Source organism: Enterobacter sp. BNK-22, assembly GCF_048684805.1.
GTDB lineage: Bacteria > Pseudomonadota > Gammaproteobacteria > Enterobacterales > Enterobacteriaceae > Enterobacter > Enterobacter quasiroggenkampii.
In genome coordinates this window covers 802558-827787 of sequence record NZ_JBLQTT010000001.1, presented here as the reverse complement: position 1 = coordinate 827787, position 25230 = coordinate 802558, and the positions used below count along the sequence as shown (strand labels likewise).

At 55.5% G+C, this 25230-nt stretch carries 20 protein-coding genes; 3 read left to right on the top strand and 17 right to left on the bottom strand.

Annotated features, from left to right (window positions below; genetic code table 11):
* Positions 1–18: 18 nt before the first annotated feature.
* The gene (gene dauA / locus ACMGGE_RS03775) at positions 19–1698 is read left to right on the top strand and encodes a C4-dicarboxylic acid transporter DauA (RefSeq protein WP_420293370.1); all 1680 of its coding nucleotides are present in this window, start codon (positions 19–21) and stop codon (positions 1696–1698) included.
* Here dauA and ACMGGE_RS03770 read toward each other — a convergent pair.
* Both ACMGGE_RS03770 and ychH read right to left on the bottom strand, forming a co-directional pair.
* Complete coding sequence (locus ACMGGE_RS03770) at positions 1684–2742, bottom strand: MerR family transcriptional regulator (protein WP_048029738.1); 1059 nt, start codon at positions 2740–2742, stop codon at positions 1684–1686. The genes dauA and ACMGGE_RS03770 overlap by 15 nt on opposite strands.
* A gap of 120 nt (positions 2743–2862) precedes the next feature.
* Positions 2863–3138, bottom strand: coding sequence for a stress-induced protein YchH (ychH, locus tag ACMGGE_RS03765; RefSeq protein ID WP_024907062.1), 276 nt, complete (start codon positions 3136–3138; stop codon positions 2863–2865).
* Between the two features lie 274 nt (positions 3139–3412).
* On the opposite strand from ychH, the gene pth reads away from it, so the two are divergent.
* Positions 3413–3997: an aminoacyl-tRNA hydrolase gene (gene pth / locus ACMGGE_RS03760; RefSeq protein WP_023336005.1), complete on the top strand. Its 585-nt coding sequence runs from the start codon at positions 3413–3415 to the stop codon at positions 3995–3997.
* Between the two features lie 126 nt (positions 3998–4123).
* On the top strand, positions 4124–5218 hold the full coding sequence (gene ychF / locus ACMGGE_RS03755; RefSeq protein WP_003856650.1) for a redox-regulated ATPase YchF: 1095 nt from the start codon (positions 4124–4126) through the stop codon (positions 5216–5218).
* Positions 5219–5272: 54 nt separating this feature from the next.
* Here ychF and ACMGGE_RS03750 read toward each other — a convergent pair whose 3' ends face one another.
* From ACMGGE_RS03750 to tssH, 15 genes are all read right to left on the bottom strand, one after another.
* Positions 5273–5698: a hypothetical protein gene (locus tag ACMGGE_RS03750; RefSeq protein ID WP_420293369.1), complete on the bottom strand. Its 426-nt coding sequence runs from the start codon at positions 5696–5698 to the stop codon at positions 5273–5275.
* A gap of 14 nt (positions 5699–5712) precedes the next feature.
* Positions 5713–10077 carry an RHS repeat-associated core domain-containing protein gene (locus ACMGGE_RS03745; protein ID WP_420293368.1) on the bottom strand — a complete coding sequence of 1455 codons (4365 nt, stop codon included), beginning with the start codon at positions 10075–10077 and terminating at the stop codon, positions 5713–5715.
* 3 nt (positions 10078–10080) lie between these two features.
* The gene (locus tag ACMGGE_RS03740) at positions 10081–10521 is read right to left on the bottom strand and encodes a DcrB-related protein (protein ID WP_021240367.1); all 441 of its coding nucleotides are present in this window, start codon (positions 10519–10521) and stop codon (positions 10081–10083) included.
* Positions 10522–10596: 75 nt separating this feature from the next.
* Positions 10597–11673 carry a hypothetical protein gene (locus ACMGGE_RS03735; protein WP_420293367.1) on the bottom strand — a complete coding sequence of 359 codons (1077 nt, stop codon included), beginning with the start codon at positions 11671–11673 and terminating at the stop codon, positions 10597–10599.
* A 3-nt stretch (positions 11674–11676) separates the two neighbouring features.
* The gene (locus tag ACMGGE_RS03730; RefSeq protein ID WP_420293366.1) at positions 11677–12231 is read right to left on the bottom strand and encodes a hypothetical protein; all 555 of its coding nucleotides are present in this window, start codon (positions 12229–12231) and stop codon (positions 11677–11679) included.
* A gap of 75 nt (positions 12232–12306) precedes the next feature.
* Positions 12307–12804, bottom strand: a complete 498-nt coding sequence (locus tag ACMGGE_RS03725; RefSeq protein ID WP_258526519.1) for a hypothetical protein — start codon at positions 12802–12804, stop codon at positions 12307–12309.
* Positions 12797–14719 carry a type VI secretion system Vgr family protein gene (locus tag ACMGGE_RS03720; protein ID WP_420293365.1) on the bottom strand — a complete coding sequence of 641 codons (1923 nt, stop codon included), beginning with the start codon at positions 14717–14719 and terminating at the stop codon, positions 12797–12799. Before ACMGGE_RS03720 ends, ACMGGE_RS03725 begins: the two co-directional genes overlap by 8 nt.
* 59 nt (positions 14720–14778) lie before the next feature.
* Positions 14779–15216, bottom strand: coding sequence for a hypothetical protein (locus ACMGGE_RS03715; protein WP_420293364.1), 438 nt, complete (start codon positions 15214–15216; stop codon positions 14779–14781).
* A gap of 364 nt (positions 15217–15580) precedes the next feature.
* Entirely contained in the window at positions 15581–16681 is a 1101-nt protein-coding gene (gene tri1, locus ACMGGE_RS03710) for an ADP-ribosylarginine hydrolase Tri1 (RefSeq protein ID WP_420294171.1), read from the bottom strand.
* A gap of 36 nt (positions 16682–16717) precedes the next feature.
* A complete protein-coding gene (locus ACMGGE_RS03705; protein ID WP_008503524.1) occupies positions 16718–17098 on the bottom strand; it encodes an immunity protein Tsi6 family protein in 381 nt (126 codons plus the stop codon).
* Positions 17091–18353, bottom strand: a complete 1263-nt coding sequence (locus ACMGGE_RS03700; protein WP_420293363.1) for a polymorphic toxin type 46 domain-containing protein — start codon at positions 18351–18353, stop codon at positions 17091–17093. Before ACMGGE_RS03700 ends, ACMGGE_RS03705 begins: the two co-directional genes overlap by 8 nt.
* A gap of 2 nt (positions 18354–18355) precedes the next feature.
* Positions 18356–19150 (bottom strand): DcrB-related protein, encoded by a 795-nt coding sequence (locus ACMGGE_RS03695; RefSeq protein WP_008503526.1) that lies wholly within the window; start codon positions 19148–19150, stop codon positions 18356–18358.
* A gap of 11 nt (positions 19151–19161) precedes the next feature.
* The gene (locus ACMGGE_RS03690; protein ID WP_420293362.1) at positions 19162–21090 is read right to left on the bottom strand and encodes a type VI secretion system Vgr family protein; all 1929 of its coding nucleotides are present in this window, start codon (positions 21088–21090) and stop codon (positions 19162–19164) included.
* 65 nt (positions 21091–21155) lie between these two features.
* The gene (locus ACMGGE_RS03685; protein WP_420293361.1) at positions 21156–22574 is read right to left on the bottom strand and encodes a serine/threonine protein kinase; all 1419 of its coding nucleotides are present in this window, start codon (positions 22572–22574) and stop codon (positions 21156–21158) included.
* A gap of 24 nt (positions 22575–22598) precedes the next feature.
* Positions 22599–25214, bottom strand: a complete 2616-nt coding sequence (tssH, locus tag ACMGGE_RS03680) for a type VI secretion system ATPase TssH (protein ID WP_420293360.1) — start codon at positions 25212–25214, stop codon at positions 22599–22601.
* Positions 25215–25230 lie beyond the last annotated feature (16 nt).

Here is a 25230-nt window from a genome sequence, read left to right as displayed (position 1 = left end):
TACGGATGATAGATAATTGTGAAAAACGTAGCCTCCTCACATGTTCTGCCCTTTCGCGCCCTCATCGACGCCTGCTGGAAAGAGAAGTACACCTCCTCACGCTTTGTGCGTGACCTGATTGCCGGGATCACCGTCGGCATTATTGCCATCCCGCTGGCGATGGCGCTGGCGATTGGCAGCGGCGTTGCGCCGCAGTACGGCCTGTACACCTCAGCCGTGGCCGGGATCGTCATCGCTCTGACCGGTGGCTCGCGCTTCAGCGTCTCCGGCCCGACTGCCGCCTTTGTGGTGATCCTCTACCCCGTTTCACAGCAGTTTGGTCTGGCAGGCCTGCTGGTCGCCACCCTGATGTCCGGGGTCTTTTTAATTCTGTTTGGCCTGGCTCGTTTTGGGCGGCTGATTGAGTACATCCCCCTTTCCGTGACGCTGGGGTTCACCTCGGGGATTGGAATCACCATCGGAACCATGCAGATCAAGGATTTCCTCGGCCTGCAAATGGCTCACGTCCCTGAACACTATCTGCAAAAAGTGGGCGCGCTGTTTATGGCGCTGCCGACTGCGAACCTCGGCGACGCCGCCATCGGGATAGTGACGCTGGGCACGCTGATCGTCTGGCCTCGTCTGGGCATTCGACTGCCGGGCCATCTGCCCGCGCTGCTGCTGGGCTGCGCGGTGATGGCTATCGTCAATATGTTCGGTGGTCATGTCGCGACTATCGGCTCACAGTTCCACTATGTTCTGGCGGACGGGTCACAGGGCAGCGGCATTCCGCAACTGTTGCCGCAGCTGGTGCTACCGTGGGATATGCCCGGATCCAGCTTTACCTTAAGCTGGGACTCCCTGCGCGCCCTGCTTCCCGCCGCGTTCTCGATGGCGATGCTGGGGGCGATTGAATCCCTGCTCTGCGCCGTCGTCCTGGATGGGATGACCGGCACCAAGCACAAAGCTAACAGCGAACTGGTCGGTCAGGGATTGGGGAACCTCGTCGCGCCGTTCTTTGGCGGTATTACCGCAACGGCAGCCATCGCCCGTTCCGCGGCCAACGTGCGGGCGGGGGCAACGTCACCCGTTTCGGCAGTTATCCATTCCGTACTGGTGATCCTCGCCCTGCTGATCCTCGCCCCGCTGCTCTCCTGGCTACCGCTTTCCGCCATGGCCGCCCTGCTGCTGATGGTGGCCTGGAACATGAGTGAGGCGCACAAGGTGGTAAACCTGCTGCGTCGTGCGCCGAAAGACGACATGATTGTGATGCTGATCTGTATGTCGCTGACCGTGCTGTTCGATATGGTCATCGCTATCAGCGTCGGGATCGTGCTGGCGTCCCTGCTGTTTATGCGCCGTATCGCGCAGATGACGCGCCTCTCCCCGGTCAACGTAGAGGTGCCTGACGATGTGCTGGTTCTGCGCGTGATTGGCCCGCTGTTCTTCGCCGCGGCGGAAGGTTTGTTCAGCGATCTGGAATCCCGCATCGCGGGCAAGCGGATTGTGGTGCTGAAATGGGATGCCGTGCCGGTGCTGGACGCTGGCGGCCTGGATGCCTTCCAGCGCTTTGTTGCGCGTCTGCCGGAAGGCTGCGAGCTGCGGGTGAGTAACCTGGAGTTTCAGCCCCTGCGCACCATGGCGCGCGCGGGCGTGCAGCCGATCCCTGGCCGCCTTGCCTTTTATCCTAACCGTGAAGCCGCGTTAGCGGATCTGTGAGCCGCCTGATGCAGAGGAACGTCTCTGCATCATTACCCCAATCGCCTGCTGAAGCCACCCAAGCACGGCAGGCGTCATCCATGTTCCCTTCATCAGATGCGGCTCCTGCTGCATGGCCGTGCGAAACTTTTGCTGGGTCTCCGGACGGGTGCCCGCGTACGACTGGAATAACGCCAGCCAGTTTTCAGCCAGCTTTTGCGCCTCCTCCGAGGTGGGATCGCGATTTTCCCGCTGCGCCTGATGCAGTTTTGCCACCAGCGGTGGCCACTCCATCATGCGGTCAAAGTAGTGCTTCCGGGTAAAGGCCATCTCCTCGGCGGAAAGATATTTTTCCCAGATAATCAGCTTCGACTCGGCGAACGCTCGCGTAATGTAATCAGTCATTTCCGGCGTGATGCCGGTCTGCACCTGCATCTGTGGCTCCACGCTGTGCATCTCGTTCAGCCGGGTGAGAAACTCCGGCTTGCCCGCCGTGTCCTGCTCCAGGCGTTCCATCCAGCGCGTCGCCAGGTCCATCGCCCGCGGGTCCGAGACGGGTATGTGCTGTTTCAACAGCGTGTTTGCTTCCGCAACCAGCCCTGACCAGATGGCTGTCAGCGCATCCTTCTGCACCGCAAACGGCAGCTGCTGTAACTCTTCTTTGCTAAACCAGCGATCATACATATTCATTAACTCCAGAGTCTGTAGCCAGGATTCCAGATCCGGCGTCGCATCGTTGAGCAGCCCGGTGCGCAGTTCGACCAGCCGGTCGCGCAGCGTATGTATGCTGCGCAGCTGTTTATCCAGCAGCGTGATTTGCGCATCAAGTAACTCGGTTAACGACAGCGACTCCTGTTCCAGGAAATCCCTGATTTCAGCAAGTTCCAGCCCCGCCTTTGCCAGCGCCTGGATCATATGCAGACGCTGAACATCCGCCAGGTTGTAGAGCCGGTAACCTGCCGCGCTTCTGGCAGAAGGCAGCAACAACCCTGTTTGCTCATAGTGATGCAATGTGCGTACGGTGATCCCGGCCCGTTTTGCCAGCTCACCCACCTGAATCAACATAACTGCTCCTTTTACTTTGCCAGTGCCGCTACTCTGGAGCCTTACGTTACGTGAGGGTCAACCCTTGATGCAAAAAAAACGACTCCCTGAGGAGCCGTTTCGGTATTCTTTAACGTAGCGTCAGCTGTGCTTATGCTGATCGCGACGACAGCGTTTGTCGTAGTGGCGCACCCACCAGTATTTGTCACACACTTCCTCATGGCCGCTCACGCGAGCTCCCGCCAGCCACAACACTGCACCAATGAAGATGCTCAATATCGCGCCATGCGCAAAGTATTGCGGGAGATCAAGCTGCGGCAGCTGGTTTAAAATTGAATAACCCACGCCGGCAACCATCACGAACAGCCCCAACCCCATCAGCACGTTACCGAGTAACGAAGCGTTTTTGCGTTTCATGTGTCACCTCCGGAACTTTGGGTTGTCAGGGGAAAAGCCCCTAATCCTTGTGTGTAAAGTATAGACAACGCCCCTTTTATGAGTTGCGTGAATGATCACAATTACAGATAACTCCCAAACAAAAATTTACAAATAACACGTTGAACAGCTTGAAATTCTAATTGTTCAGAGAAGTAATTATTCGTATTTCGCTGCGACGATCGCAGAATTTTGTCAAGCGGCGCGCCAGACAGTAAACTACGCGCCAGATCTGGAACCCATTAGGAATTGAATCGTGACGATTAAACTGATTGTCGGCCTCGCCAACCCGGGCGCAGAATATGCGGCTACCCGCCACAATGCCGGGGCATGGTACGTCGATCTGCTGGCCGAGCGGTTACGTGCTCCCCTGCGTGAAGAACCTAAATTCTTCGGGTATACCTCACGTATCAACCTTGCAGGCGCGGATGTTCGTTTACTGGTGCCAACCACCTTTATGAACCTGAGCGGTAAAGCCGTGGCGGCGATGGCAACGTTTTATCGCATCAATCCGGATGAAATTCTGGTCGCCCACGATGAGCTGGATCTTCCCCCTGGCGTAGCAAAATTCAAACTGGGCGGCGGACACGGCGGCCACAACGGTCTTAAAGACATCATCAGCAAGCTGGGCAATAACCCGAATTTCCACCGTTTGCGCGTCGGAATCGGCCATCCGGGCGATAAAAACAAAGTTGTCGGTTTCGTACTCGGTAAGCCACCGGTTTCTGAGCAGAAACTGATTGACGAGGCGGTAGACGAAGCGGCACGCTGCACGGAAATCTGGCTGAAAGACGGCTTAACCAAAGCGACAAACCGCTTACACGCTTTCAAAGCGCAATAATCCGCCCGATACGGCTTTTTTACCGCGCGTCATGCGGGTTACGTGTATAATAGGCGTAGTTATTTACTTTTCATCAATCGGTTATCGTTAACGGATTGATTATCAAGATATTAAGGTGATTTAGAAATGGGATTCAAATGCGGTATCGTCGGTCTGCCAAACGTGGGCAAATCCACCCTGTTTAACGCGCTTACCAAAGCGGGTATCGAAGCGGCGAACTTCCCGTTCTGTACCATCGAACCTAACACTGGCGTTGTGCCAATGCCTGATCCGCGTCTGGACCAGCTCGCGGAAATCGTGAAGCCGCAGCGCATTCTGCCAACCACCATGGAATTCGTGGACATCGCGGGCCTGGTAAAAGGCGCATCCAAAGGCGAAGGTCTGGGTAACCAGTTCCTGACCAACATTCGTGAAACCGAAGCGATCGGCCACGTTGTGCGCTGCTTCGAGAACGACAACATCATCCACGTTAACAACAAAGTGGATCCGGCTGACGACATCGACGTCATCAACACCGAGCTGGCGCTCTCTGACCTCGACACCTGCGAACGCGCGATTCACCGCGTGCAGAAGAAAGCCAAAGGCGGCGACAAGGATGCGAAAGCGGAACTGGCTGCGCTGGAAAAATGCCTGCCACAGCTGGAAAACGCCGGCATGCTGCGCGCGCTGAAAAACCTGACTGACGAAGACAAAGCGGCGATCAAATACCTGAGCTTCCTGACCCTGAAGCCAACCATGTACATCGCCAACGTTAACGAAGACGGTTTCGAGAACAACCCGTACCTGGACAAAGTGCGTGAAATCGCCGCGGCGGAAGGTTCTGTGGTTGTGGCGGTTTGCGCGGCCGTTGAATCCGACATCGCCGAGCTGGACGACGCCGACCGTGAAGAGTTCATGGCCGAGCTGGGTCTGGAAGAGCCGGGCCTGAACCGTGTGATCCGCGCAGGCTATGAGCTGCTGAACCTGCAGACCTACTTCACCGCTGGCGTGAAGGAAGTGCGTGCGTGGACCATCCCAGTGGGTGCGACTGCGCCTCAGGCGGCCGGTAAGATCCACACCGACTTCGAGAAAGGCTTTATTCGTGCGCAGACTATCGCATTTGAAGACTTCATCACCTACAAGGGTGAGCAAGGCGCGAAAGAAGCAGGCAAGATGCGTGCGGAAGGGAAAGATTACATCGTTAAAGATGGCGATGTGATGAACTTCCTGTTTAACGTTTGATTTGTTTTCAATAAAAAATCCACGCTTTGGCGTGGATTTTTTAAGTTAACGAACTTAAGCCCTCTTGCGCAGATAGAACTCAAGGTATTTTTTAGGTCTATCCTGAAATGCTCGTTCTTTGCCGTAATTATAAGCATCGTTAAAATATTTATACGCTTCATCGAATTGATTCAGCTCATAACAGACCATACCCAGGTCGATTAATGGTGCAGTGTCTATATCCGATCCACATGTCCGTAATGTCGTCTCTCCCCATTTCTTTGCCTCAACGTAATCCGCGAGATCAAAATATGCGCTGTACATGCATGCAGAGATCCAGTTAGCGAGCTCCCATTCAAGCTTTGGCTCAGGGAGAGCTTTCCAAGCTTTTTGGTATTGCTCTAAAGCCTCGGCGTATTTTTTTTCATCGTGAAACTCGTTTCCTTTTTCAACAAAGGAGTTAATTTCGGATTCAATTTTTGGGTCTTCAAGGTCTTTCATGGAACAATGCTCCTTCATTGGAAATATTGGGATTTTTCCTGTGGGCCAATAAAATCGGCGGAATCTTTATATCTATCAGGTAGCAGAGCTCCCTGAGACCGGTTGTGGCCATAATATTCAAGCTCATAATTTCTGGAATCTCTCATAAAGGCTCTGACCTCACGAGATTTAGGCCCATAGTAGCCACCCTTCTGATTCCAGTATTTAACTGCATCCGTTAAATGAGCCATGTCCGCATCCTGAATACGGTACCATTTACCATCAGTTGAGCTTTTAAATTGCATCCTATCGCCCGTACCACGAATACGTCCTTCTCCTCGCATTCGTGCGATTACTTCACGTCCAGTCTTACTATTTTTTCCCGGGGTCCTTCCCATAAATTTTTTACGGCAACTCAACCCCCACGGATCGATCCACCCCAGCGCATTCGGCGCATACTGGTAAAGGTTTATTCCCCCCGCCAGCCCTATCGGGTCCTGCTGTGTAAACCTTCCGCAGTCCGGGTCGTAATACCGGAACAGATTGTAGTGCAGCCCTGTCTCACGGTCCAGGTATTGCCCCTGCATGCGCAGGTTCTGAGAATATCCTGATACCTGCGTCTCGCTTTCCCGCAGCAGCTTGCCCCAGGCGCTGTTTACCCCTTCCCAGCGCACCTGCCCTTCGATATCCGTCATCCGCTCCGGCGTGCCGTTGGGCTGGCAGTGGAACCAGAAAATCTCCGGAGCATCAACGCCGTCAATACGCGCCAGCGGGTCGTAACTGTTCTGATCGCTGTAAACGTAGGTCAGCGGCACATCCCCGTGCACTTCCTGCAGCAACCGGAACCCTTCCCAGACAAACCGGGTGGTGACCGGCTTACCGGTTGGCTGTCCGCCCAGCATCTGGCGGCGCGTTTTGCTGATGCGGCGACCGAGCGGATCGTAGCGGAAGCTGACCTGCGTCTGCGGTTTGTTGCGATCCCGCGGCTGGCTGATGACTTCCGTCAGGCGATGTTCGCCGTCGTAGCGGTAGTGCCAGCGGGTCTGGCCGTTATCCTTTTCAACGGTGCGGCCGTGGATGTCATAACGCCAGCGAATGCCGTTCAGCTGCGTCAGGCGGTTGTGTGTAACCTTCTCAGCAGATCCGTTGAGCGGGTTACCGGCTGCATCCCAGCGCCACTGCTCCTGACCCGGCAGCGTGCCGTCCTGAACGAGCAGGCGCCCGGCGCTGTCGTACTGCCAGCGGTACCAGCTGAACGGGTTATCGTCCCGCTCTTCGCGCACCAGATTATTGCGGTAGTCGTAATCCCAGCGGCGGGACCAGCGGCGCGGCGACGGGCGTTGCGCATTGCCGGTAAAGACGTCCCGGCGGTGCAGTCGGCCGAGGCGGTCGTACTCGCTGCGGGTGGTCAACAGCCCCTGGGTGCGGCTGGTCTCACGGTGGAGTTCGTCGCGAGTAAAATCGGAGACCGACAGCTTATCGAGAGCAATGCTGAGCAAATGCCCGCTGCCGTAGTAGAACTGCTTCAGCTCGCGACCATCGGGCAGCGTGACGGAGGTGCGGTTGCCCAGCGCGTCATACTCCCACGCCAGCTCACCGTGCTCGCCCGCTTCGCGCGTCACGCGACCGAGCGCGTCATACTCAAAGGCAAGCTCCTGCTCTGCCTCGGTGGTCCACGCGTCGGGTGAAAGCGCAGGATGCAGACCAATCCGGCTTAATAGCCCGGACGGCGTGTAATGGTAGCGGGTCTGCCCTTCCGGTGTGGTGCGGGCGACCAGCTGGCCGCTCGCGCTCCAGGCGAAGGCGTGGGTGATAGCCTCCGGATGACCGGCGGCAAAGGTGCGCGCAATCGTGCGCCCGCAGGCATCATAGCGATAGTGCGAGGCTACGCCATCGAGCCCCACCTCTTCCAGCAGCAGCGAGTCTGGCCCCCAGCGGAACTGATACGCTTCGCCGTTCTCGTTTTCCAGGGCAATCAGACGCCCGCGGCTGTCCCAGCGGCGGCGCACTTCTTCACCCTGCGTATTACGGGTGGCGATTAAGCGCCCCGCCTCGTCGTATCTGAACTCACTTTCTTTCCCGTCAGCGCCCGCATGCTTCACCGGCAGGCCACGTTCGTTCCATTTGAGCGATTCCGTCCAGCCTTCCGGGCGATCGAACTGCACCGGACGCCCTGCGGCGTCGTAGCGGTAGCGCGTCTCTTCACCGTCGGCGCCAGTCTCAGCCACCAGCCAGCCCAGCGGATGATAGCGATAGCGGGTAATACGCCCGGAACAGTCCGTCGAACGGACAATCTGCCCGGCCTCGTTGTACTCCTGGTAGCGGCTGTTGCCAGCGGCATCGACCTCTTCAACGACCTGGCCAAACTCGTCCCGGCGCAGCTGCGTCGTCTGCCCCATCGGGTCCACCACGCGCTTCAGCCCGTGGTGTTCGTCGTACCAGAACCGGGTGGCGCTGCCGTCGGCTTCGATAATGGCCGCGGGAAGCGCGCGGTGCTCCAGCCAGGTGGTGGTGCGGGTATTGCCGTCGGCATCGGTCTCCTGCACCCGGTTGCCCATCTCGTCGTAGACGAAGGTGACGGCGTTGCCGAGCGGATCGATGCGACGCGTCAGAAGCTCGTTATCATCCCACTCGTAGCGCCAGTTTTCACCGCGCTCGTCAACGTAGCGGACAATCAGATTCTGCGCGTTCCAGTAGTGGCGGCGCGTCTGACCATCGTAGTGCTCGACGGTCGTCAGCCCGGCGGCCAAATCGTAGCTAAAGCGGCAGCCGTCGCCGGTGCTGGTGCGGTTTTCCACCACGCGCCAGTGGTCGAATTTTTGCCAGCGGTATTCGCTCTCCAGCCCGCCCGGCATCCGGTGCCAGACCATCAGGCCGTGGTCGTTGTAACGGTATTCACGCGTCACCACGCCGGAGGCGTCCGTCGCGCTCGCCAACTGGCCGCGCGCATCGTAGCACCACTGCATCAGCGGCCAGGTTTGGTTGCCGTCGAAATGGCTGGCTGCGGTCACGCGCAGCGGGAAGCGCTCATCTTCATAGCGCAGGGTGACGTCGATGGCCCGCGGCTCATCATGGATACCAATCAGCCTGCCGTGCTCGTCCCACGCCGTCAGCAGCGCGTTGCCGTATTCATCGCTAAGGGAGGCCAGACGCAGGATAGAAGGATTCATGCGGGTCGGTTTGTACAGACGCCACACCGCGCCGTCATCGTCGGCAATCGCCACGTCGCCGCTCTCATTGCGGCGGATAATGATGCCTTCGCTGATGCTGTAAAACGCGCGGTCGACAGGCGGCAGTTCAAAGCTCAGCTCGCGCCCGGTTTCATCGAACCAGGTCGCATTGTTATCTTCCAGGGTCAGATAGCTGTCAAAAGTCGTTGCCCAGCCCAGGCCGAACAGCCCTTCGCGGGTAGTCAGGCTGTTGTAGCTGCGCTGCCAGCGAAGCGGGAAGCGCCCCGGCAGCGAGAAGTCGAGCTCATCGTCGTCGTTCAGCACCTTCACGCCAGTGGCGGCGTGGACAGGGTGCGAGGATCCAAACACGGCGTTGACCGCCATATCCGCCAGCATCCCGCCGCCGGCTGCGGCCAGCGCGCAGGGCATGTTTTTCAGGATCTTGCCCGGACGCCCGCGCAGCAGGGAGAGCGCAATCATCCCCAGCGCCAGACCCGGCGTTTTACCGCTTTTGATATCGCGGACCGTGAGCGTGTCCCCGCCGATGATCACGTTCGGGGAGACGTCGTCGGAAACGGTGCCTTCGCAGGTGGTGCGATCTTTCGCACGCACCGCGGGCTGCCCGTTGATAAAGACGCTTTTAGAGCCTTCCGCCAGATACTGCGGCCCGGAGTGCTTTTCACACGCCACCTTGTCCTCTTCCAGCGGCGAGGTCCCCGCGGCGGCAGAGGCGACACTCGGCTGCCACATTTCGCTGCCAAACTGTCCGGCAGCGGAAAGCAGCATGCCCGCGTAATCGGCAAAGCTGCCCGGTGACTGCGGCTCAGGGGACGGTGTATCGGCGGGCGTCAGCGTGCCTGCCGCGCGGGCGGCAGGGATTGCGTTGGTCAGCACGTTGTTCGAACCGGTGGTAATTTTACCCGCAGGCGACGGCGGGAAAAGCGCATTGCCTAACCCTTCCGCGGCGTTGCTGATGTCGTCGGTGATCCCCGCCACGTTCGCCAGCACGCCACCGATAATCCCGCTTAACAGACAGCTGGACCCAATCGCCGCCACGCCTGCTGCGGCGGCTCCGGCACCGAGGAGTGGCGCGGCGGCCGTAGCCGCCAGCCCCACCGCCGCGCCGATCACCGCATAGGCGGCACCTTCCGCCACGATGCTGGTGATGTCAGCAAAAATGCTGGAGTGAATAATCTCGTCGCCCTTACGGGCCGCGTTGTTATCGCTCATGCCTTACACATTCCGGTTGTCGTTTAGCGTCAGACTCTGCTTAAGCGCGCTCCAGCGCACCTCGTCCTCTTCGGTAAAGGCTCTTAATGCCGAGAGGGTAAAAATCATCAATACCGGTTTGCCCGGCGTCTGCACGGCCAGCTGTTTTTGCCACAGGCGCTGCCCGTTACGGTCAAACGTGGTCTCAACTTCCAGCCCGTTAATTTTTCCGTCAGGCCCGGCGTTTACGTTCCGGAATTCGCTCTGGGCGATCTCACCCATCTGAGGACGCAACACATCCCACTGGCGGTGAAACTCTTGTTCGTAGTCGCTGCCATCGGGAATCACGCCGCGGCTGACCACCACGGACAACCCGCTTTCGTCATCGCGAATGATGTTCATGCTGTTATCCTGCCAGGCAGCAGGAAAAAGGGAAAATGAACCTTCCTGGAGGGTGTATTTCATAAGTGAACTCGGGATGATTAATATTGAGAGAAACATGAAGGCCAATCCATGTTGGCCCTTTGGCTGACTGTTTTATTATTTACGCCATTGACCTGACTGTTCGACTAAAACATGGCTGCCTTTGCTGACAAGCAATTTCACAGGTGCATACGTCACGGTATAAGCGATCTCGCCATTCTTGTACGTTGAGCCGATTATTTTACCTGCGGGGTCGTGTAACGTTTTTCCCTTTAAGGAGATCGTACTGTTATCGCTTTTGCGCACACCGAGATAAACCATCTGGTCACATTCACCCTCGAAACGCCCGCACTTGTTTATCAGAGAGATAGTGAACTTGTCGGTGTCCAGTTTTCTGGTTTCAGCGTGATGAACCGAAGCGGCTTTATGTAACGTATAACGCAGCGGAGTATAATCATTTCCTTTTTGTGGAGGCGTTACCAGACGCCATTCCATTTCACTCCCCTTTATTTCCAGAACAGCCCTTCCGCCTGCGCCGCCAAACGATGAGTTGAACTCTACGTCCGCACGGTTTCCAGCGATCGTACCGCTAAGATTTCGCTCATCTTCTTCCGGGCAGTCGATGCGATTCCCTCTCTGGGAGATATAGCAATAAGACCCGGTGATACGGTTGCCTGATTCAGCTAACTGCAGGGTTAACGTCGAGTCATTGCCAACCCCGCCTGTCCAAACCCCGTCAAACGCAGGTCTCGATTGGCTGTTCGTTGCAAACTGCATCGTATTGAACCTGGCGGCCCATTGCTGTATATCAGCATTAATACCCGGGCTATTATCAGAGGATTGGTAATGGATTACGTCCGACTCCGGAACCACCCAGGCCGCAAAGATTTTGCCATCAGGATTGATGACCAGCGCTGACGCGTTCTCCAGATAAAGATCTTTTAGCCAGCCTTCAACAAACAATCCGCCACCTGCGGTGGTGTGCGGTTCGCCAAAGACGTCAAAGTTATCAATAAAGTTTTGGTAATGATTTCCCAACAGCGTCCTGAGATTGTCTGTCACTTCACTGTCGTTAAGGATGCGACTTACCGTATCGAGCTTATTGTATTGCGATAATTCAAGTGCCGATGACGTTTCAACGACGCCTGTCAATAAAGCCGTGAACAATACGACTGCAACATATTTTTTGGTCATAAATTATTCTTGAGAATTATTGTTGTAATTCATTGTTATTTTTATAACGTTCCCGCCTTTTATCTCAAAAGAAAGCACTTTTTTATCCAATTCGTAGGTAATCCACTGCTCCCCCGCATCATTGTCGACCTGACCGGTACCGTATGCGCTGTTCAGTTCCTTTCTCGTTGAACCCACATGGACACCACGCGGCGTTGCGAAGTCTTCGGCAGTCAGCGTAATCTGCGACACGATATAATCATCAACGCTTCGTTCAGCTTTATCCCACCAGAGATTGGAACTGAATATTTCTAACCCAGCCCTTTGATGCTGGTAGAATTTATAGTTCGTTCCGTCAAAAGGAACCTCACCGACAAAGTTGCCTTCCAACGGCACATCAATTTTACCGGCACTATCAGGAGACCATCGGTCGCCCAATGCGACAGGCTGGTCTTTGATCTGCACAGAAAAGTCCCGTTTTGTCAGAACGGGAGGCATTACCTGAGCCAAAACCACATTGCTGCCGAGACAGGTAAACATCAGGATGGAACAAAGAAATATCGGCGTGTGTTTTTTCACGTTAATCGTCATTTATTGAATGTGTATTGCAGTTATCACCCTGAAGAAACCGCCAGGACATGAGTGCAGTATTTCTTAGTCTGCGCTAATGACGACTGAACCCAGACAGTGAGGATTTTTCACGGTGAAACTGAAGCTCACTTTTTGTCCATTCATATCTTTTCGGGCTGTATGGCTGGTCACTTCGTTCTCCGAGCGGCCTCGTGGATAATCAGTTAACGTCAGCTGCGGATAATGCTTTTTAACGGTATCCAGCGTTATGCATTGACCTGAGGAGGGTGAAAAATTCAGTAAAGGCGCCATGCCGTCGTTATCTTTGCTTAAACGTAACTCAATTGCGGTTATGTTCGTTCCATCAGCGAGTTTGATATCGTCGGCATTGTAGAAATTGATATATTCATTTTGCCTGGTCATCTTAAACGGTAACGGCGCGTTACTAAGGGTTGTAACGGATAACGTCTTAAGCGATGCACTCATCCCGGAAATAAACATCCAGAGATCCTTTTTCTGCGTGTCTCCTCCAGCCATTCCCGTCGTTAGTAACGCGATAAGTACCGCACCTGCTTTACTCATCTTTGGTCGTAAATTTCGCCTGCACCGCCGCATCAATATCCCCTTTATGTCCGGAACCCGGCGCCGTGGTGCCCGGTTTTGTACCAGAGGTATTCAGATGCAGCTTACCGCCCGTGGTGATATACCCATCCCCTTCCACGAAGAAGTTAAACTCTTTGCCGATGAGGTTAATCTTGCCGTTAGCATTCAGCTCAATGGCGCTTTCCCCTGAGACCAGCCGCAGCTTCGTCCCGGAAGCGATAACATACTGCTCTACCGCCGCATCCAGCTTGCCTTTCCCCGTCAGGATCTCGGTGCCACCTTTCACGGCCTGAGTCTGATTCGCTTCCACGCGATGCAGTTCATTTTTCTTCACGTAATGGCTGCGCTCGCCGCCGACGCTGTGCGTTTCATCATTTTTAACGCTGGTGTCCATGTTACGCTCGGCCTGGATCCATACCTGCTCTGCGCCCGCTTTATCCTCAAACCGCAGGGCGTTGGCGTTGTCCACGGAACCGTCTTTCGTGCGGCTCATAAAGCCCATCTGCGTCGCCGCAGCCGGCAGCGCCCACGGCGGCATGCTCGCGTCGTTGTACACGCGACCGGTAATGATCGGACGGTCTGGATCGCCGTTGATAAAGTCCACCACCACCTCATCGCCCACGCGCGGGATTTGCACCCCGCCGTAGCCCTGGCCCGCCCACGCGCTCGACACGCGCACCCAGCAGGAGCTGGTGTCATCGCCCTTCGCCAGACGGTCCCAGTGGAACTTCACCTTCACCCGGCCGTATTTGTCCGTCCAGATACTCTCGCCCTTCGGCCCCACCACTTTCGCCGTCTGCGGGCCGTAGGTGCGCGGCCACGCCGTGCTCTGCGCCGGACGGTAGGCCACTGACGCAGGAATGACCGTGAAGTCGGTCCGGTGAATGGTCTCCCCCTCGCCGCTGGCATAGCGGTTCTCTTCGAGGTGGTAACCCGCCGCCGTCACCAGATACTCCCCGTTGTCGCTGAAGAACGGCGCGTTGGTTAAGGTGAAGGTGTGACCGGGCGCAATCCCCGCCGCCGTCGCGGTGGCCTGAATCTGCTGATGCTCCACCTGCCAGCGCTCCTGACGGATGCGGGCATAAAACTCCCCGTGCCCCTTGTCCACAAAGCGACCCGGCCAGTCGTACACGTCGATGCTGCCCGGCTTCGGCGACGCCGGGTTCTGCTGGGCCTGGAACAGCCACGCGTTCGGCTTGCGGAAGTCATAGTCGTCGAGGCTGTAAATCCCCGGCGTCACGCTGTCCTCCAGCGCCCACTGGCTGATGCCCTCTTCGTCCGTACTGCCGCCCGACGGCGTCTGGTGGTACGGAATGACCTCATAGCCGCTGAACGGCTGGTACTGCGTGGCGGCGTCGGTGAGCACCAGGGTGTGCTTGTCCGCCTCATGGCGAAAGTGATACGCAATCCCCTCCAGCTCCATCAGGCGGCTGATGAAGTCCAGGCTCGACTCCTGATACTGCACGCAGTAGTCCCACACCCGGTAGCTGCCGGTGAGTTTGTCCTCAACGTTGACCTGATGCTCACCGAGCAGGGTTTTCACAATCTGCGGCACCGTCTGGCCCTGGAAGATACGCAGGTTACGGTCGCGCTTCATCGGCCACAGGTCCGGCTCCACCGTCAGCTGGTAGACCGCATAGCGGGTGCCCGTCAGCTCAACGGCGCTGACCGCCACGCGGGTAATCTTGCCGTTAATATAGCGGGACGTCAGCAGATTCTGCGTCGGGATGGTCACCGTGACCGGCTGGCCCAGCAGCTTACTGCGGTCAATGCGCGCGTCCGTGCCGAGCACGGTCAGCGTCAGCGCGAACGACTCGGACATCGCCTCGCGGCCCGTCAGTTTCCAGAACAGAAGCCCCTCCACCGGGAGCTGAACGGTAATTCGGTTGAGCATAATCTTTATTCCACTATGGACTAATCTCGGTGTTCATTGAGATATTTTTTAAATCGTGCTTATTTAAGCCATAAACCTGAAAACATAAGGACGCTCCCCAGGGAAACTACGCTTTTAGCAACGATAAGTAAGCCAGGCGCAACGACGCGTGTTATAGACGATATTGCTTCATAATTTTCAGCATTGTATTTTTTGTGCCCTCCTGTAATCCCGGAAAATATCGTGCAGAGCAGCACAACGGTAACTTTTAGTCCCCATACGCACAGGAAAGACATGGAAAAGATAATCGAATAGTGTTTCGCCGTTGCGACGGAGAATAATGACATTGACTGAGCGAGCCATTTCAACGTAAAACCAATAACAACCGTAACCACTAGCACCAGAACGAACATCAACCCAGCAAGGAACCATTGTTTTTTACTGAATAAGTCTTTTCCATTCCAGATAAGCGCTAGTGTCCAAATCATAAAGAGAATAAAGAAAAGCCATTGAATCATAACGTACCACATTTATACATGTTGTTCTCCAGGCATTGTCGTGTCGTCATCTCACTTCGCATCACACTCCTTTTCCAAACTAAATACCATAAAACAACAAGATACAGCTTAACGCGGCGAGAGATTTTGGTATCAGGCGTAATATTGGCCCAAACCGCTGATTGACTATATCAGTGATGCCATTAATTCAACCCAACTCAATATAATTTTATTTATCCACAAACCATGGTCACCACATGTTCTCTTCTCGAACAATCTGTATTGTCCAATTTTTGACACGCCGGGACGCTTTTAACTAACAAACCATTAGGGACAGACAAAGAAAGAGGCACGGTACAATACCCGTGCCATATGACTAATATAATTATAAGAAATTATCCTCTGGAGCTCTATCGAACAGTTCACCTGCCATTTTGGCGATACGTTCGTGCTGTACGAGTTTGTTTTTCCACTCCTGCGGAATACCGGAATAACCATATAATGCTCCAGCTATTTGTCCCGCCGTCGCCGCAACGCTGTCAGCGTCATCGGCAAGATTGGCGGCCAGTAGAATTGCATCGCGGAAATTATCCGTATTCCATACCGACCACATCGCGGCCTCAAGCGTGTCTATAACATAACCACTTGAACGAATCTGATTGCGAGTTTTTTGCTTATATTCACCCGCGTTGATAATCATTACGCGTGGCTGAAGCGGCATAACGTGCGGAGAAAAAACAAAATCTTTATTGCTACCGTTAATCATATGCACAAGCAAATAACTTAAATACTGTGTGCTATTTATTGCTTCCGCGGCACCGTGTGTTGCGATACTCTGTTTTTTAGCTTCATAAAACGCTTTGCTTAATGACTTTCTAAAAAAAATAGAGACAGGGGCTTGTCTGATAATGGAAGCATTACCTGCAGTTTCTGCGGCAGTATTGCCGCTCCATCCTGGGCCAATTGTTAAATATTGCTCTAAAGAAAATCGCGTTGTATTACCTATATCAAAACAGACGCCATTAGAACTGTTATAACCATGCTGATACCATGCCAAAAGCTTATTCCTGAAGCAGGTAGTATCAGCATCACCTTTCTCAAGAAGCGTTTCCGCAAGACATAATGCCATGGATGTATCATCCGTCCATTCGCCGGCGCGAAGTCGAAATGGCCCACCACCTATCATATCTTTGACATGTGCTTTGTCACGAGGTAAAAATTCGAGCGTCGTACCTACAGCATCTCCAACAGCAAGACCTATAAGCGCACCGACAGCACGATCCCGTGATTCCGCGAGTGAGATGTTACATTGTGGTGTTAAGTCCCATTGTTTTTGTGCATCGCAATCAAAAGATGATTCTAATAGTTTATCATTATATTTATACTGCATCTTCTGCTGGACTGAAAGACTGCTAACAGGTAAGTACTTACGATATATATCTACATATTTTAACAATACATTCAAATTAGCATGTAAGTCTATCACCATTCACCCATAATAAAATATTTTTAATATCAAACCCTAAAATTCACCAGGATATTTCATTTTAAGATTATGTTGTTTCATTTTGTAATTGGCATCAACCTCATGCGGCAGTCTAACCTTTAACCCTCGGCGGATTTGATCCACAATAAACCAGGCATCCGACAACCTTTCAAAAAACAACTCATCAGAATTATCAAACTCCTTTGCTGCATACATACCGAAAGTCATTTTCCATAATTTTGCTTTATCCTTTTCCTTGCCTTCGATTAAATCCCGTAGAAATATTAATTGTTGTACAATAGAATCGTACATTTGTAAAAGTGGGGAGTGGGGGTTGAGATGTTTTACCTCAGCATATCTCTTTTCTGCTAAAGTTAATGCTTTTTCAACATAATTTAGAGCTGTCATGTTATTCATTATATGGAGTCCAAATATCACGCTTAGTGGTAAACCATTGTATCCCACCGCCTTCTGTCTGGAAAGGTTTGTCTGGTACAGACCAGGTGTCCAAGGCTGGTGTGGCACTACTTCGAAGCATCTCAACTTTTTGTTGCGCTTGATAAGCTTTAACTTCTTTAGGAACAATTAACCCCGTATCCCTGACCTGTCCCTCTGGGTTAATGCCTAGTTTTGTGGCAGGGGTCGATTCGTCAAGAGAATACCAGTTTCCTTGCCAATTCCCTGGGGATTGATTCTGATAAGCTATTTTGCCTTTATTGATTGTTTCAATTGTCACTCTCTGTTCAAGATCTATACCGCTGCGATAAGCTGGTATTTTACTTTCTTCAACACCCTGAGAACGCATAAAATCATCAACAATTTTTTGATTTGCACGGATATTAATATCTCTATTAAGATCGCCCGTGCGTCCAAATTTTTCATTAAGTTCAGCTCTTCGGGCCGAAATATTTGGCTTAACCGGTTCGAAAACAGGCTTACCAGCCCGCCACGCATCAAACCTTGCCCCGCCTTTCATGCCAGCCCCGCCGCCAATAACCGAGCCGATCAGCATCCCCCATTTCTGACCGTCGCTACCTTCGCCAAACAGCATTCCCCCCGCATAACTACCGACTGTCCCACCGCCCATCGCACCGAGGGTACTCAGAAGTGCGATTGCCGGACTGGCCAGCACCGCCATGGCTCCGGCACCAACGGCGAGCATCGTCCAGTTCACCCATTCCGGTATTTCAGGACTTATTTCATCGGTCTGAACCTTGCTTCCACCGATAATAACATTTCGCGATCCCTGGCTAATCTCAGCGCTGCATGTCAGCTTATCGCCAGTGCGAGAGGCGGGAAAGTTGTTGATGTAAACCTTTATCGAACCTTCGGCAACCCGTTGCAGACTACCGCTGTGTTCGTCACACTCTCCGGCTGACAGATGAGCGCGGATAGCCTTTCGGCTGTTGATAAAGACATTGGGTGAACCTTCTTTTAGAGTACCGGTAGTATGGCGTGGAGCCCATGACATACTGCCGAGGAGCTCACCCAACCCACCCGCAGCGCATGCCCCAGCCGCAACGGCAGAAACAGCAACCAGCGCGGTCCCTCCGGTGACGACAACGGCAGCTGCGCCCAGAATGGCCCCGCCCACCAATCCTGCAATCATCCAGCCTTTTGAGGCTGTATGTGCAATCTCATCATCTACGCGAGCAGCCTGACATTCGGACATGGCTATTCGGCTCGCTGTGCCATCAGATACTTACGGATCCGGTCGGCTGTATCAAGCGGGTCAGAACCAGACACCTGGCGGCATACGGAAAGCTGTGAAAGTAGGTGATGTGATTTGTCTGCGAAAGTCGTCCACAGCGCGTAACGAAGGGGTTGGCTCCCCGGAACGGGTGCAATACTGAGTGGTTTACCCTGTTTTTCAAAAAGCAAATATTGCCCCTCTTTCGCCCGCTGAAGCGAAAGATGTCCATACAGTTCCTGAATGTTTTCAAAGACACTCAATTCCTTACTCTCACTATCAAGCGCAAAAAATGGCCCCTGGCTGTCGGCAGCGAGCATTTCTCTAGTTTCAGTCTGAGCCGGTTTGTGGAACTTAATACTGCGGATAATTTCCTGATATTGATTATGATAATAATCGCTAAACTCGCCCGGGCAAGTACCGATATAACACACCATCTTTTGGCCGCCAGGATGGTCACCGAGCAAAATAACGGTCTGCCTCTGGAAAATGATCGCATTATCATTTTTGAATTGATAAAAAAGCTCAACCGCCGGGAGACCATCAACAGAGGTCATCTGCGAGGATTCGAGACGAAAGTCGGGCACCGTAATTTCCAGTTCACGTACCAAACGGGTTGCCGCATCATGGACTTTATCTTCGTTTTTAGCACTCGCACGAGAAACAACAAAAGTAAACTCGCTGGCTCCGTTATCACTCAGGGTAAATAAATTCATGGTTCTGTCTTTAAATACATCGGGTAAGGCAAGGGATGCTTCCTGAAGAATATATTCAGCCATTCGGGTTACTCTTACTTATTGCCATTAATAACAAAAAAACTATCCACTTCCTGCTGGATTTCACCCTGAAGGGATGCGCCAGGCGGATCGATGACATTTTGTCCATCATCAGGGTTCAAGTGTAATTCGCCGGAAAGCGTATTAATTTGCGCATTCTGTTTCGCAGTAAAGTTAAAATTATTACCAATGATATGGACGCTGCCGTCTTTTGATAGCTCGATGGCGCTTTCACCACATTCCAGTCTCAGCGTATTTCCTGCGGAAAGTATAAAATTATTAACGACTTTATCGTTTCGACTGTTCCCCGTCAGGCATACCACATCGCCTTTAATCCCTGATTTCTGATTTTTCGCTACCCGTAAGGTTTCATCTTCGCCAACGAACTGGGTTCGATTTTTTTCAGTAGAATGTGTTTCGTCGTTTTTGACGTTAATATCCAGATTGCGCTCGGCCTGGATCCACACCTGCTCTGCACCCGCTTTATCCTCAAACCGCAGGGCGTTGGCGTTGTCCACGGAACCGTCTTTCGTGCGGCTCATAAAGCCCATCTGCGTCGCCGCAGCCGGCAGCGCCCACGGCGGCATGCTCGCGTCGTTGTACACGCGACCGGTAATGATCGGACGGTCTGGATCGCCGTTGATAAAGTCCACCACCACCTCATCGCCCACGCGCGGGATTTGCACCCCGCCGTAGCCCTGGCCCGCCCACGCGCTCGACACGCGCACCCAGCAGGAGCTGGTGTCATCGCCCTTCGCCAGACGGTCCCAGTGGAACTTCACCTTCACCCGGCCGTATTTGTCCGTCCAGATACTCTCGCCCTTCGGCCCCACCACTTTCGCCGTCTGCGGGCCGTAGGTGCGCGGCCACGCCGTGCTCTGCGCCGGACGGTAGGCCACTGACGCAGGAATGACCGTGAAGTCGGTCCGGTGAATGGTCTCCCCCTCGCCGCTGGCATAGCGGTTCTCTTCGAGGTGGTAACCCGCCGCCGTCACCAGATACTCCCCGTTGTCGCTGAAGAACGGCGCGTTGGTTAAGGTGAAGGTGTGACCGGGCGCAATCCCCGCCGCCGTCGCGGTGGCCTGAATCTGCTGATGCTCCACCTGCCAGCGCTCCTGACGGATGCGGGCATAAAACTCCCCGTGCCCCTTGTCCACAAAGCGACCCGGCCAGTCGTACACGTCGATGCTGCCCGGCTTCGGCGACGCCGGGTTCTGCTGGGCCTGAAACAGCCACGCGTTCGGCTTGCGGAAGTCATAGTCGTCGAGGCTGTAAATCCCCGGCGTCACGCTGTCCTCAAGCGCCCACTGGCTGATGCCCTCTTCATCCGTACTGCCGCCTGACGGCGTCTGGTGGTAAGGAATGACCTCATAGCCGCTGAACGGCTGATGCTGCGTGGCGGCGTCGGTGAGCACCAGGGTGTGCTTGTCCGCCTCATGGCGGAAGTGATACGCAATCCCCTCCAGCTCCATCAGGCGGCTGATGAAGTCCAGGCTCGACTCCTGATACTGCACGCAGTAGTCCCACACCCGGTAGCTGCCGGTGAGTTTGTCCTCAACGTTGACCTGATGCTCACCCAGCAGCGTTTTCACAATCTGCGGCACCGTCTGGCCCTGGAAGATACGCAGGTTACGGTCGCGCTTCATCGGCCACAGGTCCGGCTCCACCGTCAGCTGGTACACCGCATAACGGGTGCCCGTCAGCTCAACGGCGCTGACCGCCACGCGGGTAATCTTGCCGTTAATATAGCGGGACGTCAGCAGATTCTGCGTCGGGATGGTCACCGTGACCGGCTGGCCCAGCAGCTTACTGCGGTCAATGCGCGCGTCCGTGCCGAGCACGGTCAGCGTCAGCGCGAACGACTCGGACATCGCCTCGCGGCCCGTCAGTTTCCAGAACAGAAGCCCCTCCACCGGGAGCTGAACGGTAATTCGGTTGAGCATAATCTTTATTCCATCTAGCTTATGCGATTCAGAAAAGAGGTTCGCATCAGTAACTGAGCGTCATTCTACGGATTCACCAGCCAGGTGCCCGGCTTGGCAATATCCAGCGTCTGGCCACGCGTTCTTCCGTTGCCCTGCAGTTCAATCTTCGCCTCACCGGCTGGCAGCTTGAGCGATGCATAGCCGTTGGTTCCCGGGCGCAGCGCTTTTGGCTCGCCGTTTACTTTCAGCGTTTCGCCGTCGAGGATGCGGATATAGACCAACGCAACAGGGCTCGCGACAGGCGGTGGCGTCTGCTGTGCCGTCGCCGGTTCGCTTACCTTCGCCGTTTCTGGCTTCACGTCTGGCGTGTTCGCGGCGGTTTCGGTTGGACGCGTCTCTGCCGGTGCCTGCGCAGCCTGCTCAGGCGCATCGTTACCTCCGCTGAACAGCATCGCGCCAGCGACAACGCCGACCAGCACGCCTGCGGCAACCATGCCCGGGATCCTGTAGCGACGCCAGTCGAGCAGCGAAGCAGGTTGTTCCTCCTCCACCGGTACCAGCATCGTGCCGGGCTTTTTCGCCGTCAGCACGTCGTTGATACCCGCGACCGGCATCTCAATCAGCGCGGCGAACTCGTCGATGGACTGCGGACGATCCTCCATGTGCAGCGCCAGCGCGCGGTCAATGGCCTGGAGTAGCGGGATGGAATAGCCCTGCGGCATGATTTCCACCAGCGGTTTGCAGGTATCCTGAATAGAGCGCACCACGCTGACCGGCGGCGGAGAACCCACAATCAGGGTACGCAGCACGGCGCCGAGGGCGTAAATATCCGTCCACGGGCCCTGCTCGCTTTCGTTGTCGTCGGTGTACTGCTCAATCGGCGCAAAGCCCGGACGCAGCATGGTTTCCGTTTCGTCGGAAAGGTTACCAATCGTGCGGCGCGCGGAGCCGAAATCGAGCAGCACCGGCAGGCCGTTATCCTGGATCTGGATGTTATCCAGAGAGATGTCGCGGTGCAGGTAGCCTTCATCGTGGATGGTCTTGATCGCGCCAAAAAGCATCGGCAGCGTGCGGCGGATCCAGGCTTCGTTGATCAGCTCCGGCTTTTCTTCACGCAGGCGTGACAGCGTGGTGCCGCTGTAAAACAGCGTCCCCATGTAGGCCGTGTCGTTTTGCACCCAGAAGCGCAGGACGTGCAGCAGGTTCGGGTGGTTAAAGCGCGCCAGCAGACGCGCTTCCTGAATGAAGCTGTTCAGGCCCGCGGAGAACGCTTTGCCAAAGCGCTCGCTGCGGAGCACCAGGGTCATGTCGTCGCCGCGTACGGCGAGCGAGGAAGGCATAAATTCTTTGATAGCGATAGTGCGTTCGAGCTGGTGATCCCACGCGCGATAGACAATGCCAAAACCGCCGCCGCCGATCACCTCTTTGATTTCAAACTCGTTGAAGCGGTACCCGACCGGGAGCGCGTTTGGGACAGTCCGATTGTTATCATTATCCGTCATCTTTTACAGTTCTCTTGATGATTATTACGCGGCAAACTGACAGTGAAACTCGCCCTGCTCGCAGGTGACATGCAGACGTCGGTACTGCTCGTCGCTGCGGCTGGCGGTAAGTAAGATCTGGCTCATCTGGGGCAACAGGGTGTTGGTCAGAATAGCATCCACCATGCGTCCCCCCGACTCCACCTCGGTACAGCGCTGAACAATCTGTTCCACCACGCTGTCGTCAAACTCAGAAATGATGCTGTGATTCTCTTCCAGACGACGCTGAATGCGCCTGAGCTGCAGGCGAACAATCTGCCCCAGCATCTCGTCGCTGAGCGGGTAATACGGCACCACCAGCAGACGGCCCAGCAGCGCGGGCGGGAAGACCTCCAGCAGCGGCTGGCGCAACGCGCCGCTTAAGGCCTCAGGCTCCGGCATGAGGTCCGGATCGGCGCACATGGCGCTAATCAGCTCGGTACCGACGTTGGAGGTCAGAATAATAATGGTGTTGCGAAAATCAATGTGGCGCCCCTCGCCGTCCTCCATCCAGCCTTTATCAAAGACCTGGAAGAAGATCTCGTGGACGTCCGGGTGCGCTTTCTCAATTTCGTCCAGCAGCACCACGCTGTATGGACGGCGGCGGACGGCCTCGGTTAATACCCCGCCTTCACCATACCCTACGTACCCTGGAGGCGCACCTTTTAAGGTGGAGACGGTGTGCGCTTCCTGGAACTCGCTCATGTTGATGGTGATGACGTTCTGCTCGCCGCCGTACAGAGATTCGGCGAGCGCCAGCGCGGTTTCGGTTTTACCAACGCCGGACGGGCCGCACAGCATAAAGACGCCCACCGGCTTGTTCGGGTCGTCCAGCTTCGCCCGCGAGGTTTTCACGCGGCGGGCAATCAGATCCAGACCGTGACGCTGGCCGATAACACGCTGGTTCAGCGTGTCGGCAAGGTTGAGTACCGCGTCGATCTCGTTTTTCACCATCCGGCCCAGCGGGATCCCGGTCCAGTCAGAGACCACCGCAGCAACCACGTTTTCATCCACCGCGGCAAACAGCAGCGGCTCGTCACCCTGTAAGGCGTTCAGCGCCAGCTGCTGTTCCGCCAGCTTGCCGCGCAGCTCAGCGGTATCTTCCTCGCCCGCCGCGAACAGCGCGGCGCGCAGGCGGATAATCTCCTGCACCAGGCTGCGTTCTTCTTCCCAGCGCCGGGACAGGGCTTCGCGTTTTGTCTCATACGCGTCGCGTTCGGCGCGTAATACCGTGACGCGATCGGGATCACCGGCCCCCACGCGCGCTTCGCGTTCGGCAATCTCAATTTCCACGTCCAGCGCGGCAAGATGGCGCAAGCAGTCTTCCAGCTGCGCAGGCGGTGCGCTCTGGCTGACCGCGACGCGGGCGCAGGCTGTGTCGAGCAGGGCCACGGCTTTGTCCGGCAGCTGACGCGCCGGAATGTAGCGATGAGACAGCTTCACCGCCGCGCTGACCGCTTCGTCGAGCAGCAACACCTGGTGATGCGTCTCCAGCGGCGACACGGTGCTGCGCAGCATCAGAATGGCTTTCGCTTCGTCCGGCTCGTGCACCTGCACCGTCTGGAAACGACGGGTCAGCGCCGGATCTTTCTCAATGTACTTTTTGTATTCCGCCCAGGTGGTGGCCCCGATGGTGCGCAGCTGGCCGCGCGCCAGAGCTGGCTTCAGCAGGTTCGCCGCATCGCCGGTCCCCTGCTGGCCGCCTGCGCCAATCAGGGTGTGGATCTCATCGATAAACAGAATGATCGGCGTGGCGCTGGACTGGACTTCGTTAATGAGCGCCTGCAGACGGGCTTCAAACTCGCCTTTCATGCCAGCACCGGCCTGCAGCATGCCGATATCCAGCAGCCACAGCTGAATGTTCTGCAGCGGCTCCGGCACGTCGCCGTCGGCGATACGCAGCGCCAGACCTTCCACCACCGCCGTTTTGCCGACCCCGGCTTCCCCGGTCAGCAGCGGGTTGTTCTGACGACGGCGCATCAGGATATCGACCATCTGGCGGATCTCCTCGTCGCGCCCGACAACCGGGTCAATCTTCCCGTCGCGGGCGCGGGCGGTCAGGTCCTGACCGTACTGGGCCAGCGTCCCCTGCGCAGCCGGTACCGCACCCGCCGGTGCATCGACGGCAGCAGCAGCCTGCTGCGTCTCTTTGCTGTTGGCGCAAATAGCGTCGAACTGCTCAATCAGCACCTCGACGTTAAGGCGGGTGAATTGCGACGAGATGCTTTTCAGCACGTTGGCCAAATTCCAGGTTTTCAGCATGCCGATCAGCAAATGGCCGCCGCGAATGCGGCTGACGCCAAACTTCAGCGAGCCGAAGACCCAGGCGCGCTCCACGGCGCTGTCGATATGCTCGGAGAGATCGGAAACGGAACTCGCCCCGCGCGGGAGCACATCCAGCGCGGCAACGATATCGCGCGTCAGCTGCTGTTCATCAAGGGCAAAGTGGCGGATGACCTGCTGCAGATCGCCATCCTGCTGCTGCATCAGCTGATGCAGCCAGTGCACCAGCTCAACATAGGGGTTGCCGCGCAGCTTGCAGAACGCAGTGGCGCTTTCCAGAGAGGTAAATAACAGCGTATCCAGTTTGCCGAAAAGCACGGCACGGCTAATTTCTGACATGTTAGTTTCCATTAAC

Coding starts and splice junctions, on each gene's coding strand:
- ACMGGE_RS03700 (WP_420293363.1), bottom strand. CDS start 18,353: ATGTCCGAATGTCAGGCTGCTCGCGTAGATGATGAGATTGCACATACA.
- ACMGGE_RS03770 (WP_048029738.1), bottom strand. CDS start 2,742: ATGTTGATTCAGGTGGGTGAGCTGGCAAAACGGGCCGGGATCACCGTA.
- ACMGGE_RS03750 (WP_420293369.1), bottom strand. CDS start 5,698: ATGAAAGACCTTGAAGACCCAAAAATTGAATCCGAAATTAACTCCTTT.
- ACMGGE_RS03740 (WP_021240367.1), bottom strand. CDS start 10,521: ATGAAATACACCCTCCAGGAAGGTTCATTTTCCCTTTTTCCTGCTGCC.
- ACMGGE_RS03715 (WP_420293364.1), bottom strand. CDS start 15,216: ATGATTCAATGGCTTTTCTTTATTCTCTTTATGATTTGGACACTAGCG.
- ACMGGE_RS03735 (WP_420293367.1), bottom strand. CDS start 11,673: ATGACCAAAAAATATGTTGCAGTCGTATTGTTCACGGCTTTATTGACA.
- ychH (WP_024907062.1), bottom strand. CDS start 3,138: ATGAAACGCAAAAACGCTTCGTTACTCGGTAACGTGCTGATGGGGTTG.
- ACMGGE_RS03705 (WP_008503524.1), bottom strand. CDS start 17,098: ATGAATAACATGACAGCTCTAAATTATGTTGAAAAAGCATTAACTTTA.
- tssH (WP_420293360.1), bottom strand. CDS start 25,214: ATGTCAGAAATTAGCCGTGCCGTGCTTTTCGGCAAACTGGATACGCTG.
- ACMGGE_RS03725 (WP_258526519.1), bottom strand. CDS start 12,804: ATGAGTAAAGCAGGTGCGGTACTTATCGCGTTACTAACGACGGGAATG.
- ACMGGE_RS03695 (WP_008503526.1), bottom strand. CDS start 19,150: ATGGCTGAATATATTCTTCAGGAAGCATCCCTTGCCTTACCCGATGTA.
- ACMGGE_RS03685 (WP_420293361.1), bottom strand. CDS start 22,574: ATGACGGATAATGATAACAATCGGACTGTCCCAAACGCGCTCCCGGTC.
- ACMGGE_RS03720 (WP_420293365.1), bottom strand. CDS start 14,719: ATGCTCAACCGAATTACCGTTCAGCTCCCGGTGGAGGGGCTTCTGTTC.
- ychF (WP_003856650.1), top strand. CDS start 4,124: ATGGGATTCAAATGCGGTATCGTCGGTCTGCCAAACGTGGGCAAATCC.
- ACMGGE_RS03690 (WP_420293362.1), bottom strand. CDS start 21,090: ATGCTCAACCGAATTACCGTTCAGCTCCCGGTGGAGGGGCTTCTGTTC.
- ACMGGE_RS03745 (WP_420293368.1), bottom strand. CDS start 10,077: ATGAGCGATAACAACGCGGCCCGTAAGGGCGACGAGATTATTCACTCC.